General features: G+C 74.0%; 17 protein-coding genes. 1 reads left to right on the top strand and 16 read right to left on the bottom strand.

The window, feature by feature from the left end; all coding sequences use genetic code 11:
- Positions 1-149: 149 nt before the first annotated feature.
- The 4 genes from ABT238_RS26780 to ABT238_RS26765 all read right to left on the bottom strand — a co-directional run bounded on the left by ABT238_RS26780 (position 150) and on the right by ABT238_RS26765 (position 2,448).
- Positions 150-536 (bottom strand): AAA family ATPase, encoded by a 387-nt coding sequence (locus tag ABT238_RS26780; protein ID WP_350794293.1) that lies wholly within the window; start codon positions 534-536, stop codon positions 150-152.
- A 34-nt stretch (positions 537-570) separates the two neighbouring features.
- Positions 571-1,065, bottom strand: a complete 495-nt coding sequence (locus ABT238_RS26775) for a hypothetical protein (protein WP_350794285.1) — start codon at positions 1,063-1,065, stop codon at positions 571-573.
- Between the two features lie 176 nt (positions 1,066-1,241).
- Positions 1,242-2,099: an endonuclease/exonuclease/phosphatase family protein gene (locus ABT238_RS26770; protein WP_350794278.1), complete on the bottom strand. Its 858-nt coding sequence runs from the start codon at positions 2,097-2,099 to the stop codon at positions 1,242-1,244.
- Between the two features lie 109 nt (positions 2,100-2,208).
- Positions 2,209-2,448: a DUF4097 family beta strand repeat-containing protein gene (locus ABT238_RS26765; RefSeq protein WP_350794266.1), complete on the bottom strand. Its 240-nt coding sequence runs from the start codon at positions 2,446-2,448 to the stop codon at positions 2,209-2,211.
- 61 nt (positions 2,449-2,509) lie between these two features.
- On the opposite strand from ABT238_RS26765, the gene ABT238_RS26760 reads away from it, so the two are divergent.
- Positions 2,510-3,241: a hypothetical protein gene (locus ABT238_RS26760; RefSeq protein WP_350569963.1), complete on the top strand. Its 732-nt coding sequence runs from the start codon at positions 2,510-2,512 to the stop codon at positions 3,239-3,241.
- On the opposite strand, the gene ABT238_RS26755 is transcribed toward ABT238_RS26760, so the two are convergent.
- The 12 genes from ABT238_RS26755 to ABT238_RS26700 all read right to left on the bottom strand — a co-directional run.
- Positions 3,236-4,006: a hypothetical protein gene (locus ABT238_RS26755; protein ID WP_350794258.1), complete on the bottom strand. Its 771-nt coding sequence runs from the start codon at positions 4,004-4,006 to the stop codon at positions 3,236-3,238. The genes ABT238_RS26760 and ABT238_RS26755 overlap by 6 nt on opposite strands.
- Before the next feature lie 107 nt (positions 4,007-4,113).
- Positions 4,114-4,584 carry an NUDIX domain-containing protein gene (locus tag ABT238_RS26750; RefSeq protein WP_350794254.1) on the bottom strand — a complete coding sequence of 157 codons (471 nt, stop codon included), beginning with the start codon at positions 4,582-4,584 and terminating at the stop codon, positions 4,114-4,116.
- 115 nt (positions 4,585-4,699) lie between these two features.
- Positions 4,700-4,948 (bottom strand): hypothetical protein, encoded by a 249-nt coding sequence (locus tag ABT238_RS26745; RefSeq protein ID WP_350794245.1) that lies wholly within the window; start codon positions 4,946-4,948, stop codon positions 4,700-4,702.
- Positions 4,949-5,043: 95 nt separating this feature from the next.
- Positions 5,044-5,829, bottom strand: a complete 786-nt coding sequence (locus ABT238_RS26740; RefSeq protein ID WP_350794240.1) for a hypothetical protein — start codon at positions 5,827-5,829, stop codon at positions 5,044-5,046.
- 170 nt (positions 5,830-5,999) lie between these two features.
- The gene (locus tag ABT238_RS26735; RefSeq protein ID WP_350794234.1) at positions 6,000-6,632 is read right to left on the bottom strand and encodes a hypothetical protein; all 633 of its coding nucleotides are present in this window, start codon (positions 6,630-6,632) and stop codon (positions 6,000-6,002) included.
- 127 nt (positions 6,633-6,759) lie between these two features.
- Positions 6,760-7,020 carry a hypothetical protein gene (locus ABT238_RS26730; protein WP_350794227.1) on the bottom strand — a complete coding sequence of 87 codons (261 nt, stop codon included), beginning with the start codon at positions 7,018-7,020 and terminating at the stop codon, positions 6,760-6,762.
- Positions 7,021-7,028: 8 nt separating this feature from the next.
- Positions 7,029-7,667, bottom strand: coding sequence for a hypothetical protein (locus ABT238_RS26725; RefSeq protein ID WP_350794222.1), 639 nt, complete (start codon positions 7,665-7,667; stop codon positions 7,029-7,031).
- Between the two features lie 129 nt (positions 7,668-7,796).
- Positions 7,797-8,273 carry an AAA family ATPase gene (locus ABT238_RS26720; protein WP_350794216.1) on the bottom strand — a complete coding sequence of 159 codons (477 nt, stop codon included), beginning with the start codon at positions 8,271-8,273 and terminating at the stop codon, positions 7,797-7,799.
- 79 nt (positions 8,274-8,352) lie between these two features.
- Positions 8,353-8,547 carry a hypothetical protein gene (locus ABT238_RS26715; RefSeq protein WP_350794209.1) on the bottom strand — a complete coding sequence of 65 codons (195 nt, stop codon included), beginning with the start codon at positions 8,545-8,547 and terminating at the stop codon, positions 8,353-8,355.
- A gap of 73 nt (positions 8,548-8,620) precedes the next feature.
- Entirely contained in the window at positions 8,621-10,930 is a 2,310-nt protein-coding gene (locus tag ABT238_RS26710; protein WP_350794201.1) for a hypothetical protein, read from the bottom strand.
- A 90-nt stretch (positions 10,931-11,020) separates the two neighbouring features.
- Positions 11,021-11,440 (bottom strand): conjugal transfer protein TraB, encoded by a 420-nt coding sequence (locus ABT238_RS26705; RefSeq protein WP_350794194.1) that lies wholly within the window; start codon positions 11,438-11,440, stop codon positions 11,021-11,023.
- Between the two features lie 19 nt (positions 11,441-11,459).
- Positions 11,460-13,607 (bottom strand): hypothetical protein (locus ABT238_RS26700; protein ID WP_350794188.1); only part of this gene is annotated, 2,148 nt, incomplete at its 5' end.

Genomic DNA, 13,607 nt, shown 5'->3' with positions numbered 1-13,607 from the left:
ACTGTCCAGTACCGCACTCCGGACGGCATTCGAATCGGAAACGCTCGCACTTCTCACCTCGGGCTCTGTGAACTCAGCAACGACCAGCCACAGAGCAACACCCCCCGAGAACCGGCTCCCGACTCCCAACGAGGCGCTCTAACCCAACGTCACGCCACAGGGCCGAGACCCCCCGAGAACGGGAGGGGGAGGTCGAGGTGGATCGCGACGGCCCGGCAGCCGTGCTGGTGCGCCAGCTCCACCAGCTGCGCCCGGTGAGCTGCTTCGGTGGAGGTGTTGTCGACGTAGGTCGTCAGGCCTCGGCGCAGTCGCATGGTGAGGATGTGGTGCTGGAGGAGTACGGCGTCGGGGGTGGCGCTCTGGTCGCCCGGTTCGGAGACGGTGGCGCGCAGTCGGTCGAGGGAGACGATCCGGTGGGAGGGGATTCCGGCGGCGGCGAGCAGCGTGGTCTTGCCGGAGGCGCTGGCGCCGATCACGGCGACGAGGTCGCCGGCGGTCCGGACGGTGTCCAGGGCTCGGGTCTGGGTGGTCGTCATGCTGGTGGTCTCCCGGGTGGTGTGCGCTGGTGAGTCAGCAGGCGAGGACGGCGGCGGCGATGGTCTCGAAGCCGTGGTGGACGGCGCCGTCCATGCAGTACGCGCCGTTGATGCCGTGGTCGGCGAGCCGGTAGAAGCGGCCCTTGCCGGTGGCGTCGGCGAACCGCTGGAGAACGCCGTTCGGCACCCTTCGGTCGATCGCGTAGTGCGTCAGCCCCGAGATGGCGAGGGCGGCGGCGACCGGGCCGGGGCGCAGGCGCAGGCCGAGCGCGCGGGCGCCGAGCAGAAGGGCAGCGGCCTGGGTGCCGGTGTAGGTCAGGCAGTGGACCGCGCAGGCCCGGCGGCCGGCGGCGGTGCCGTGCGTCGCGATGACTTGTCCGTCCTCGTCGAGGACTTTGGCGGGGGCGGCGTCGGTGGCGCCCTTGGTGCGGGCGCAGTGGTCGGACTGGACGAGGTGGTCGCCGATGTCCGCCCCGGCGCGGAGCAGGGCGTAGGCGGCGGCGAAGCGGGCGGTGCGGGTGGTGGTCATGGCGGGTGCCTCCATGGTTGGTCGGGGTGCCGGCCGGGCGGCCGCGCGGCTCGCCGCGGCGCCGCTCCGTCGGGCCTGGCTGGCTCGGAGGGTGGGGCGCCGTGGCGGGCAGCGTCAGCGCCTGGAGGGGCGGGGGCCGAGGTCGGTGTGCCGGGCCGGGTGTGGGCGGCGGACCGTCACCGGTAGGTCCACGGTCGGGTGGTGTCGATGCGGTCGGTGTCGAGGACGACGGCCAGGCCGTGGTGGTCGCTGGCGCCGCGCGGGTCGTCGAGCAGGGTGTAGGAGTCGATGACCGGCGCCAGCGGGGTGGAGACCCAGAGCTGGTCGATCCGGTCGTCGTTGCCGGTGCGGCGTAGCAGGTCGGTGTCGCCGGTCTGCTGGTGGAGGTGCCAGGCGACGTCGGTCAGGCCGTTGGCGGCGAGTTTCCAGGCGACGCGTCGGTCGGGGGCGGGTTGCTGGTCGAGGGCCGGGTCGGTGAGCAGGGTGCGGGAGCCGCGGTTGTAGGGGCGCATGCGGTGCCAGGCGGGGTCGGGGCCGGCGGCGGGTGCGTAGTTGATGTCGCCGCCGAGGATGCAGTAGGCGCCGAGGCGGTAGGTGCGGCTCGCGGCGAAGTCGGCTTCGGCGACGGCTCGGTCCGCGCTGTACGGGGTGAGGTGCACGCTGGTGACGGCGAGTGGGGCGGGCAGGCCGGGGATGGTGAAGCCGGCGGTGCCGAAGCCGTGATGGGTTTCGTCGGCGGCGTAGTCGGTGGTCCAGCTGGTGCGCTGGCCCAGGGTTTCGCGCCGGTAGAGGAGTGCCGTGCCGCGGCCGGAGCGGGCGGGGGCGAGGAGCGCGTCCAGGCCGAGGTCGTGCTCGGCGCGGACGAGCTGGCGGTGTCCGGCGTCCGCCCAGCCTTCGGCTTCCTGGAGCAGTACCAGGTCGGGGTCGGCTTTGGCGATTCGCTCGGCGAGCAGCGGCCAGCGGTCGTCGGGGGAGCCGTCGCCGGCGTGCAGGCCTCCGCGTTGCAGGTTCTGGACGACGATGGTCAGCTTCATGGTCCTCTTCTTCGGGTGTGGCGGATCGGATCTGGGTGTCGGTCGCGGTGGTGTCGGCGCCGGTGGTGCTGGCCGCGGGGTGGCCGTGAGGTGGGCGCTTGGTACGGCGTCAGCGCGGGATGGAGACCCGACCGGTCTTGGACGTGGCGCGGACGTCCGGTCCGCTGGCCGGGGCGTCGGGGGAGGCGGTGACGGTGACGTCGCCGGACATGGAGCCCGCGGTCACGGCGCCGGGGTTCGCCGCGCACACCCGGATGTCGCCCGACATGGTCTGCAGCTCGGCGAAGGCCGGTGTGCTGCAGCAGTACTGGTGGTCTCCGATATTCGGTGGTGCTGAATAGGTCAGCACCAGGCGCTCGGATGCAGTGGTCGGCGAAGGTTCGTCAGCACCATGTCGTAAGGTCCACGGCATGATCACGCGTCCCACAGGGCAGGCGGATGGGCCGTACGACGCCGCCTTCCTACCGCGCCAGCAGATAGTCCTTCGGGCGCCCGAGCGACCGATCACTGATCCAGTGGCGAAGCTCGGCGGAGAGCCTGTCTGGCTCTCCGAACCAACCTGGCCCGTGGACCCGCGCACCAAGGTCCCCTTGGTGTTCATCGGTCAGTTCCCCATCCCCGGCGACGAGCTCCGTCTGGCCTACCTCTTCCTCGACGAGGAGGACCAGATCATGGGTGGGATGAACCCGGAGGCCGGAGACGGCGTGCTGCTGATTCAGCCGGGCGGCCGTATCCCCTCCTTCGCCGTCATCGGGCCGCCGGGAACGCACGGTCGGACGCTCTGGCGCTGGGGGCCTGACGAGTCGGAGATCCCTGTCGAGTGGCACGTCGACCTGCAACTGGTATCGCCAGAGGTCGACCGTTCGATTGATGAGCAGGCCGCATGGGAGCGGAGCATGCGTGGCGAGGGTCCTGACGTCGAGCTTCCTGGCGGCGAAGATCTGCACGACTACTTCGGCGGTTCCGCCTGCTACCCCAACTGCGACGCGCGGGTCGAGTCCCCCTGGCAATTCCTCTTCAAGATCAGCGACGCTGGCGAAGCTGAGGACGATCCGTACTTCCTCAACTTCGGCTACGGCTACGGATTCGCTTTCGTCAGCCCTGATCACCGCGAAGGACGCTTCTTCTGGGAATGCTCATAGTCGCCGAGCCAGCTCAGCTGCGTACTCGTTCCTGTTGGCTCCTGCCGACCAGAACTGACCGCTGGCGATGCTGATCCCCAGGAGCCGATGGAGGACGGCGGGAGGCATCTGAGCGGAGAGATCAAGCAGAGCTGCCTTCCGACCGACCCCAGGTGGAAGGCCGATCGTTCGAAGCCGGGCGCCGAGGCGGCGCGCGGTCAACGGTCGTGCCGGCCGCTGGCTCGGGAAGAGCCAGGGAGCGTCGTGCTCGTTGCCGACGGCCGGATGGTCCCGGCACTGGTCGACGAGTTGGAGAACAAGGCTGTCGAGGGGTTCGGGTAGCTCAAGGGGAAGCTGTTGGAGCTTCAGGGCGACGCCTCGCTCGCTCTGGATCACGTGCGCGGTGGTGAGCTGGCAGATCATGGGGGCCTTCTGGGCGTAGAGCAGGACCAGCAGGCCGGCGAGCCGGAGCTGGTCGATCAGCCAGGTGCGGTCCCCGCCGGTGAGGTCCGGGGCGGCGGCGATGGCGCCCAGGCGGTGGACGTCCTGCACGCCCGCCGCGAGGAAGGCGTCGACCCGCGCGGCTTCCGCGGCGGTGAACTCCTCGCCGATCCGCCGGGCCTCGTCCGCGAGCGGGTCGGCGGCGTAGCCGGCGGAGCTGCGCCGGTCGAGCGCGATACGGGCCAGCTCCCAGTCGGTGGCGTCGGGCAGGACGCTGTCCTTGCGGAAGGTGCGCTCGGGTCGGACGAACGGCTCGTAGACGGCCGGGGTGGTGTCGGTGGTCACGGTGTCCTCCGGTGTTCGGTGCGGCCGGGCGGCCGGCGTCGCGTACCACGGCGCCCGCCGCCCCGGCCTGGCTGGCACGGGGGTGGCGGGCGCGGTGGTGGGCAGCGTCAGCGCCCGGTGGTGGTACAGACGGCGGCCAGGATCCGGTCGTGGTCGAAGGCGAGATGCTGCGCACTGGGCAGGCAGTCGAGCCGGATCCACTGGACGGATGCGGCGTCGTCCCCGGCGCGTGCCTCGGCTTCGGCGGGCACGCCGACGAGGTAGGCGACGCTGACGTACCGGCCGCGTGGGTCGCGGTCGGGCTCGTCGTACACGCCGATGAGCGTCAGGTCGGTGGCGTTGACCAGGACGCCGGTCTCCTCGTGGAGTTCGCGGACGGCGGCTGTCCGGGAGGTTTCGCCGATGTCGATGTGGCCGCCGGGCAGGGCGAGCAGGCCCTGGTGCGGCGGCCAGCCGCGCTTGATCAGCAGGACGCGACCGTCGGGGCGAACCGCGACGACATCGGCGGTGTAGCGGATCGTCTCGGCCCTCTCGTGTCCGGACTCGGTGGCCCCGTCGGTGCTGGTGGTGTCGGTCATGGACTCGCTCTCCAAGGGGTGGGCGGGTGTCGGCCGGGCGGCCGGCGCCGCGCACCACCGCGTCCTGCCGTCCGGGCCTGGCTGGCCGGGGTGGCGGGCGCGGTGGTGGGCAGCGTCAGCGCCCGGAGGTGAGCAGGTTCCAGAGGATGAGCGCGGTGATGCCGATGATGATCAGCAGCATCTGCGGGGAGAGGCTGCGGGAGTTCTCCAGCCGCTGGATCTCCGCCCACAGGGCGTCGGCCTTGGCCTGGAGGCCGGTCCGAGACGAACTGCCCTCCTCCAGGCCGGCGATGGTGGCGGACAGGGCGTGCAGCTTCGCGTAGGCGGCGGCGATCTGTGCGTCGCGGGATATCGCCCAGGACAAGAGGGTGCTCCTTCGGTCATGGTGCTCGGCGGGTACGGGCGGGTGATACGGCGCGGGCGGCGGCCGGGCCGGCCGCCGCCCCGGGCGGGGGTCGGTCAGTGCTGGTCGTCGTCGGGGCGGCTGGTGCGCCGCCCGTCCCGGTCGACGACCAGGACCGTCTCGATGCGCGGCTCGGGCCCGGCCACCGCGACGGCCGGGGCCTCGACCGTCACGCTCGGCGCCTTGGCCGCTTCGTTGATGACGGTCGTGTGGGTGGTGATCCACGAACCGGTCAGCGCGAACGCGACCAGCGCGCCCCACAGCACCACGACCAGGCCCGCGGCGACCGGGCGGCCGGGACCGGCGGTACCGTCCCAGACCGTCGCGCACGTCACCGCGCCGAACGCGAGCGCGCCGAGCTGCGCCCCGGCGGACCCGGCGGTGCGCAGCGCCCGCCACAGGATCAGCAGGCCGGTGGCGGCCCAGGCGCCGTAGAGGGTGCCGGGTCCGGCGGGCAGGCCCTGCCCGCGTTCAGTGAGGCTGCGGTGGATCGGGTCGTCGACGGTGTGCCAGACCTCGGCGGCCGGGTGGGCGACGTTCGCCGGGTCCAGCAGCCACCGCGCGGCGGCGAGGACGTACGGGCCGACGGCGAGCAGCAGGACGACGACGACGGCCAGGGCGCCGAGGGCGGCCAGGACGAGCGCGGTGCCGGTGTGGTGGGCGAGCCGGCCGGGCACGACGTCCCGCAGCCGGCTGCGCGGCTGGGGGCGGTGCCAGATCATGTCCGGCCGCTCGTCCTGCTCGGGCGGGCCGGCCGGGGGCAGGGCGCCGAGTGCGGGGAAGACCAGGTCCTCGTCGTCGTGGTCGTCGCGCTGGGGCTGGTCGGGGGTGTGCTGGGGCACGGCGGTGGCTCCTCGGCGGTCGGCTGGGGCGGGGGTGGTTCAGAAGAAGGCGAGCTGCACGCGCTGCGCGCGGGCGGGGGCGAGGTCGGGCAGGCCCAGGAAGTCGGCGGGGGCGGGGCCCTTCTCGCCGGCGATGTGCCAGTCGGCGAGGGCCTGGGCGTCGGAGACGGTCAGCTCTCGTCGTCGGTGTCGTCGGGGCCGGAGAGCTCGCAGGTGGAGTAGCCGGTGTCCAGGAGGAGGCAGTCGCCGTAGTCGTTGGCGTGCTCCAGGACGAGTTCGGCGGTGCCGGCCCAGCCGGGGACGACGGCCGTCACGGGGGCGTGGTCGGGCAGGCCGGCCAGGACGGCGGCGAGGTCGCCGACCGTCAGCACTCCGGCCAGGCCCGCACGCCGGGCGACGGCGGGCTGCGGGCACGGCGCCTCGCCGTGGGCGGCGGCCAGGGCGGGCAGGTGCAGGTCGAGGGCCAGCGCGTTCGGGTCCCGGTCAGGTGCGATGGTGTGCAGGACCAGGGCGCCGTCCCAGACGGCGGAGCGCACCGGCCAGGCCGCGCGGCGGTTCCACTGCGGGACGCCGCAGACGACCAGCAGGTGGTCGGGCAGGCGCGTGATGCGGACGGCGAGGTCGCCGGCGGTGAGGCGGGCGGCGCTGTAGGGGGTGCCCTCGATCCGCCAGGGCGCCTGGCGGTCGACCAGGGGGCGCTTCGCGGCGGCGGCCTTGAGGGCCTCGGTGATGGCGGGGAGCGCGGCGGCACCCATCTCCTCGGGGCTGGCCGGGTCGGCGGTGACGGTGACGGTGGTGTTCACGACGTCCTCCAGGCGGATCGCGGTGTCGGCCGGTCGGCCGGCGACGCCCCCGGACGCACCGCGCCCGCCCGGCCGAGGTTCGGCGGGGCGGGCGGTGCGCGGGCCGGGGACGAGACCGGACGGCCGGTCAGAACATCGGGAGAACCTCCGCGGCGGGCAGCTCAGCGGCCGATGCGCCGGGGGCGGCAGGGGACGGGTCCCACTCGATGCGGGAGTGTGCCCAGTTCATCTCCAGCATGTCCTCCAGGGACAGCCAGCTGACCAGGGTCCGGCCGCCGAGCTCCATGGTCATCCGGCCGTCGGGATGGAGCGTGCAGTCCTGGGGCTCGCAGCCGTCGGTGTGGACACGGAAGCGGCGCGGGCCGCTCGCGCCGGTCGGGTCGGTCATGTCTACCCTCAGCTGATGTTGTTGGTGATGGAGCCGCGCCACCCGGCGGACTGGCGGCCGATGGTGGTCTGGTGGGTGCGGTGGACCAGGGCGAGGACGGTGCCGGTCGCGGACGCGCCGTCGCCGCGGGCGCCGGCGCCCGCCCCGGAGGCGGAGGCGGAGGCGGCCGAGCGGAGCTTGCCGAGCAGGCCGGCGACGCCGAGCACCACGGCGGCGACGAGCACGGCCGCCCACTTGAGGAGGTCCCCGAGGGCGTCGGCGTGCGGGGCGACCTCGGCGACGGCCGCACCGAGCATCCACACCGCGCCGCCGGCGGCCAGGGAGGCGATGGAGCCGTACAGGACGTACTGGCGCACCGCCAGCGACAGGCCCGGCTCGACGGCCGGTACGGCCGCGGGGGCGGGGGCCAGGGTGTCGACGGCGCGGCGGTGGTCGGCCAGGCGGGCGGCCATGGCGTCCAGGTGGGCGCTGACGTCGAAGACGGGCACTGCGGTGGCCTGGCCGTCGACGATCGCGGGCACGCACGTGGCGTCCCCGTGGTCCGCGTTCAGCGGCACGGCGACGAGCTGCCCGTCCAGGGTCGTCGGCGCGTAGCCGCGCTCCAGGAGGATGACCTGCGAGTTGTTCGGGGTGTCGGTGCCGGGCACGGTGGTCTCCTTCGGGGAAGCGGGTGGGCGGGGCGCCGCGGCGCCTTCTGGGGCTGCCGGACCGGCCCGGTGGCGGGTGGGTCCGGCAGCCCCCGGAGAGGCCGGGAGACAGGTGTTCAGGGGTGCCGGTCAGTCCTCCTCGCCGCTGTGGCGGCGGGGCAGGTGCTCGGCGGTGTCGGGGCTCAGGTAGTGGTCGCGCAGGTCCGCCCACTGCCAGGTCTGCAGCGTGGTGTCGCGCACCGCGAGGGCGGTCCCGACGGCGAAGCGGCGGCCGGTGGCGACCAGGCGGAGCAACTGCTCGACGGTCGGCTTCTGCTGGGCCATCAGTTCGTCGGCCTCGTCGATCAGGAGCAGCACGCGCGGCTCGGCTTCGGTCGGGGTGTGCTCGTCGCTCCGGGCGGCGCGCGCGTCGACCAGGGCGAGGGCGTCGGCGAGCATCTGGGCGGCGCCGTCGTGGCCGGTTCGGCGGTCGGCGCCCACCAGCTGGGTGTGGGGGTCGATGGCCCAGATGACGGCGGTCGGGTCAGCGGCGTAGGCGGCGGCCAGGTGCTGGAGGCGGTGGGTCTTGCCGGAGCCGGTGGGGCCGACCAGGAGGAGCTTGTGCATGAGGGGGTCCTTTCTGAGGCAGGTGCTGTGTAGACGGGCGACAACGGCGTGCTGTGGTCGTGGAGGGACCGGCTCGCGGTCAGGGCTTGACGGAGCTGGTGACCTTGGCTCCGCCGTCGAGGGCGGAGCGGATCGGGTCGGCGAGGCCGGTGGAGGCGAGGAGGAAGCCGAAGACGGCGGCCACGATCGCGGCGCCGACGGTGGCGCGGCGGTTGCGGACCAGCAGGACCAGGACGACGCCGGCGAGTACGACGCCGGAGACGGAGACGACCACGGAAGGGCTCCTTCGGGGTTGCGTGGAGCGGGCCCGGCCGGTCGGCCGGGCCCTGTTGGCGGGTGGTGGGTGGTCAGGCGTCGGCGGGCTCGGTGACGAGCTGGTAGACGCCGCGGCCGACCGGCTCGACCCAGCCCTCGCGCTTGAGTTCGCCGACCTCGGTGTTGACGGACCCGGGGACGTACTCCGGGCACAGCACGTCGCGCAGCTGCTTGAGGCTGCGGGGGCCGTCGGCCAGCAGGTCGAGGATCCGCTCGCGCAGGGTGGGCCCGCTGTCGAACAGGGCGCCCAGGTCCGGGCCCTCGTCGCCGCCGGCGGCGGGCACCTCGAAGGTGAGCTCCGGCACCTCCGCCGGCGCCGGGGCCGGGGCGGTGCCCGGGCTGCTGTCGGGGGTGGGGACGCCGTCCGGCACCGGGCCGGCGGGCGGGTTGTCGCGCAGCGCGTACGCCTTGCCGGCCGCCTCGGCCTCGCTGTCGGTGATGGCGGTCGGCGGCTCGTCGCCGTACAGCTCGATCAGGTCCGGGTAGATGCCGTTCTTCTTCTCCGCGTAGAAGGTGCGCATGAACTTGGCCCGGCCGTCCAGGAACATGTACGCCATGCCCGCGGTCGACTGGCCCTCGTCGTCGTCGGTGCCCTCGAACAGGGCCTCGATCTGGCCGTTGTCGTAGATGCGGGCGGGGATGTTCTCCAGCTGGAATCCGGGCGGGGCGACGCCGTCGAGGCCCATGTCGCGGGTGCTGCTGGAGGTGGTGCGCATGAGGAACAGCACGCCGACCTTGCCCTGCTGGCGGATCGCCTCCTCGTCGCCCAGGTCCTTCAGGTGCAGGGACTGGACGGCGAGCCGGATGCCGATGCCGACCTTGCGGCCGGTCTTCTGGATGTCGGCGATCAGGTAGGCGGCGACCTTCTTCTTCTTCTCGTCCGGGTGGGACAGAAGCCGGTTGATCTCGTCCAGGGTGATGTTGATCAGCGGCCAGGGCTCGCCGAGGGCGAAGTCCCCGCGGCCCAGCATGTTGGAGACGCCCTCGCGGAACTTCATCACCCGGTGCGCGGACCAGAGCATCTCCAGGGCCTCGTCCTCGCCCTTGGCGAACCAGTTCACCCGCCCGTCGGCCTCCGGGAGGCTCATGCCGCCCTGGATGTCGGCGACCCAGGAGACGACGCCCGAGCGCTTCTCGGCGGCCAGGATCAGGTTCAGCAGCACACTCTTCCCGGCGCCGGTGACGCCGGCGACGATGCCACGCAGCGCGCCCTGACCCGGATCCCACAGCCGCATCACGGCCGGGCGCCCGTCGTGGCACACCCCGACGGCGACCCGGCCGTGGTCGTCCATCGTCAGGTCGGCGACGGTGGCCTTGCGGACGCTCATCAGCGGGTTGATCCGGTACACGGAGACCACGGCCTGGCGCAGCCCGTCGGTCTCGATGACCAGGCGGGTCGGGTCGTCGACGTCCAGGGCGGAGCAGATCTCGCTGTGGGGGAGGCGGATGCGCTTGCCGCGGGGGGCGGCGGCGAGGATGACGATCCGGTTCTCCTCGATCCGGGCCCGCACGAACTTCATCCCGGGGGCCGCGCCGCCGGGGCAGCTGACCGCGCTCTCCCACAGCGCCTCCAGGCTCTGGAACTGCCGGGTGGTCTCGCCGACGGTCGGGGTGACCTGCAGCACCATGCGGCCCGGGCCGGAGCCGGGCAGCGAGGTGAAGGAGACGCTCTCCTCGGGCACGTCGAACGCGGCCGCCAGGTTGCGCAGGCTCAGCTGCGGGACGGCTTTGCCGGGCTGCGCGACGATGACCGCCCGGAAGTCGGGCAGTCCGTCCTGGAACTGCTCGACCGCGTCGAGCCGGGTGCCGGGCGCGAGCGCGACCTGGTCCCACAGCCGGGCGAGGAACGACGGGTAGTCCTCCGGCTGCCCGAGAACGGCGGCCTGCTGGGGGAGGGCGGCGACCAGGCCGGGCAGCGCCTCCTCCGTCAGGGCGGCGGAGCGGGTGAACGGCGCGGCGGCCGCCATCGCCGCGCCCCACAGCGCCGGGCCGGCGATCTCCCACCAGGCGGTTCCGGGGGCGGCGAGCGCGGCCGCGTAGACGGCGGAGCCGGACAGCGCCGGCAGCGCGCGGAACGCGGAGCGCAGCAGACCCAGGCCCGGCGCGCTGCCGTCCTTGGGGGTGGCCTTGCAGTACAGCCACAGGCCGGTGCCGGCGGCGGTGCCGAGCGCGCCGAGCCAGGAGAGCGGGCCCTGGTCGCACTGGGGTCCGATCGCGGTGCCAGCGGCGGCGACGGCGTAGGCCAGGCGCTCGCCGTTCATGCGGCGGCGGATCGTCCCCGGGGGCACGGTCGTGGTGGTGGCGTCGGTGGCCGGCGCCTGGGTCTGCTCGGTGACGGTCACCGTCGCCTTCCTCTCTTGCGGGGTGTGGGGCGGGGCCGCACCCGGTGGTGGGTGCGGCCCCGTCGGGGTCGGTGCGGTGGTGCGGGTGGGTCAGCGGACCTCGTAGAAGCCGGGCTTGGCCATCGGCACGTCGGAGGCCTGGGCGGCCTCGTAGATGCCCCGGTACTCGCGGTCGTGCGCGGCCTCGAAGCCGCGGGCGGCGCTCTCGGTGGCGTCGGCGGCGGACGCCATCTCCCCGGACGCGGTGGCCACCCGGCTCAGCGCGGCGGAGACCTCGAGGATCTGCGCGGTGAACCGCGGCGCGACCTCGGCCTGGCCGCACATCTCCGACAGCTCCCGCGCCTGGCCGGCGTTGTTCTCCATGTGCCGCTGCAGCGACCACATGCCCTCCTTGAGCTTGAGGGCGCTCGCGGTCAGCTTCACCGTGCGGGCCGCCAGGGCGAGGAACCCGAGTGCCCCGCCGCCGTGCCCGACCTCTCCGCCGTCGTCGTACGGCTCGATGTCGCTCATCAGCTACTCCTTCTCCGTCTCAGTTCTCGTTGTGGACGCGGGCGGACGGGGTGCGCAGCCCGGCGTCGGCGGTCGCCTGCTGGATCGGTTTGTAGTGGTCGTTCATCGCCTGGTCGGCGCTCTCGGCCTGCTCGGCCGCCTCCAACGAGCTGACCTTCATCTCGTCGGCCTTCGCCGCGACCACGTCCATCGACTCCGCGAGCCGGTTCATCGCCGCCGAGGTCAGGTTGCCGATGACGTTGTTCCTGGCGCGCAGGTCGGCCGCCAGGTCCTCCAGCTCGTAGCGGACCCGGCGGGCCTCGGCGGCCAGGGTCACGCAGGTGTCGTGCGCGGCGAAGCCCTCCTGGGCGAGCCTTTCGAGCTTGTCCAGGACGTCGTCGAGGGTGATCTCGGTGGCGTGCTCGGAGGACATGCCGTCCACCTGGCTGGATGCGGTGGTCGTGGGCAGGGACACGGTGGTGCTGCTCCTCGTGTTCGGCCCGCTCTGCGCGGGGACCATGGCCGCCGCGGCTGCGGCGGCCTGCTGGGCCGGGGGCCCGGCCGGCACCGCCGACGCCGTGGCGACCGGGGCTGCCTGGGCGGGGGCCGGCTCCGGAACGGGCGGCATCGGGATCGGGCGGCGGGTGCCCGGCCGCTTGGTGTGCGTGACCGGCGCCGGGCCGAGCGCGGCCGGCCCTGTCGAGGGCAGGCCCTTCTCGGCATCGTGCTCCGGCGGCCGGTTGCGGGAGGCCCCGGCGTCACCGACCTGGTCCTCCCGGACGATGGTGAACACCTCGCCGCCGGCGCTCGCCATCCCGGCCGCCGCGAACGGCGTGCTACGCCCCGCCGTGCTTCCGGCGGGGCCGGCGGCGGAAGCGCCGGTGTAGACGCCGTGGGTGAAAAGGTGGTCCCTGGTGAAGCCGCCGGTGAAGAACCCGCCGGCGGAGAAGCCGCTGGTACCGGGCGGCGGGGCCGTCGCCTTCTTCGCCCGGGACCTGGCCCGGGCGAACGCGGCTCCCCAGCCGCCGCGCGCGCCCTTCTTCCGGGAAGCCGGCCCGGCGCCCGCCGCCGACGGCGCACCGCGCCCGACGGTCGTACCGCCGGGGCCGGCGGTGAATCCGCTCCCGGTCGGGGCAGTCGCCCCACCGGCTGGCCGGCGGGCCTTGGCCCTGGCCCGGCTGAAGGCCGCGCCCCAACCGCCGGGGGCGCCGGGACCGGTGGCGTGCATCGCGGAGGCCGCCGCCGCGACCCTGCGCGCCGCCTTGTTCTTCTGGGCCCGGCGGCGCTGCTTCTTCGAGAGCTTCGCGATCACCGGCGTGTGGCTGCGCATCCGCTTCGCCCACCGCTGCGCGAAGGCGGCCCCGACGGCCTGCCGGAAGCCGTGCTGTGCTCCGCCCTTGCCCGGCGCGGCGGCGCCGGACGGGCCCGCACCGGGCTTGCCCGGTCCGGGCCGGCCCTTGGCCTTCTTGCCCTTGCGCAGGGTCCCGGGCGCGCTGGACGTACCACCGGGCGCCTTCACCCGGCCGCCGCCCTTGACCGGCGCCGTGCTGCCGGACTGCCCGTTGCTGCCCGGCCGGCCAGCTCCGCTCCCGCCCTTGGACTTCCTGCGCTTGCGCAGGGTGCCCGAGGCCCCACCGGAGCCGGACGCACCGGTCGGCGCCTTCACCCGGCCGCCCTTCCCACTGCCCGGCTTGCCCGGCGCCCCGTTGCCGTTCGGACCGGGCCCGGACTTACCGGGCCCGCTCTTCCCGCCACCCTTGCCCCGACCCTGGGTGTTCCCGCCGTTCTTGCCGCCCGGGCCGCCACCGCTCGACCCGCCGGTACCGGCGGCGTTCTTCCCGGTGCTCCCGTTCGTCCCGTTGCCGTTCGGACCGGGCCCGGACTTACCGGGCCCGTTCTTCCCGCCCCCCTTGCCCCGACCCTGGGTGTTCCCGCCGTTCTTGCCGCCCGGGCCGCCACCGCTCGACCCACCGGTGCCCGCGGTGCTCTTGCCGCGAGTCTTGCCCTGGGCGGCAGGCCCGCCACCCTGCGACGTGCGGCGCACCGGACCGGACGTGTTCTTGCCCGGGCCCGCTCCGCCCTTGCCGGTCTCCTTCTTGCCGGTGTCGTTGCCCTTGGACGAGCCACCACCGGCGGAAGCACCCGGACCGGAACCCCCGGAGCCGCCCTTACCGGTGTCCTTGCCCTT

Source organism: Kitasatospora sp. NPDC001527, assembly GCF_040298605.1.
GTDB lineage: Bacteria > Actinomycetota > Actinomycetes > Streptomycetales > Streptomycetaceae > Kitasatospora.
This window is presented reverse-complemented; position numbering and strand designations above follow the sequence as displayed.

What these genes read in the sequence shown, in the direction of transcription:
- ABT238_RS26730 (WP_350794227.1), bottom strand. Translation starts at nt 7,020, where the DNA reads ATGACCGACCCGACCGGCGCGAGCGGCCCGCGCCGCTTCCGTGTCCAC.
- ABT238_RS26705 (WP_350794194.1), bottom strand. Translation starts at nt 11,440, where the DNA reads ATGAGCGACATCGAGCCGTACGACGACGGCGGAGAGGTCGGGCACGGC.
- ABT238_RS26760 (WP_350569963.1), top strand. Translation starts at nt 2,510, where the DNA reads ATGATCACGCGTCCCACAGGGCAGGCGGATGGGCCGTACGACGCCGCC.
- ABT238_RS26750 (WP_350794254.1), bottom strand. Translation starts at nt 4,584, where the DNA reads ATGACCGACACCACCAGCACCGACGGGGCCACCGAGTCCGGACACGAG.
- ABT238_RS26780 (WP_350794293.1), bottom strand. Translation starts at nt 536, where the DNA reads ATGACGACCACCCAGACCCGAGCCCTGGACACCGTCCGGACCGCCGGC.
- ABT238_RS26775 (WP_350794285.1), bottom strand. Translation starts at nt 1,065, where the DNA reads ATGACCACCACCCGCACCGCCCGCTTCGCCGCCGCCTACGCCCTGCTC.
- ABT238_RS26720 (WP_350794216.1), bottom strand. Translation starts at nt 8,273, where the DNA reads ATGCACAAGCTCCTCCTGGTCGGCCCCACCGGCTCCGGCAAGACCCAC.
- ABT238_RS26770 (WP_350794278.1), bottom strand. Translation starts at nt 2,099, where the DNA reads ATGAAGCTGACCATCGTCGTCCAGAACCTGCAACGCGGAGGCCTGCAC.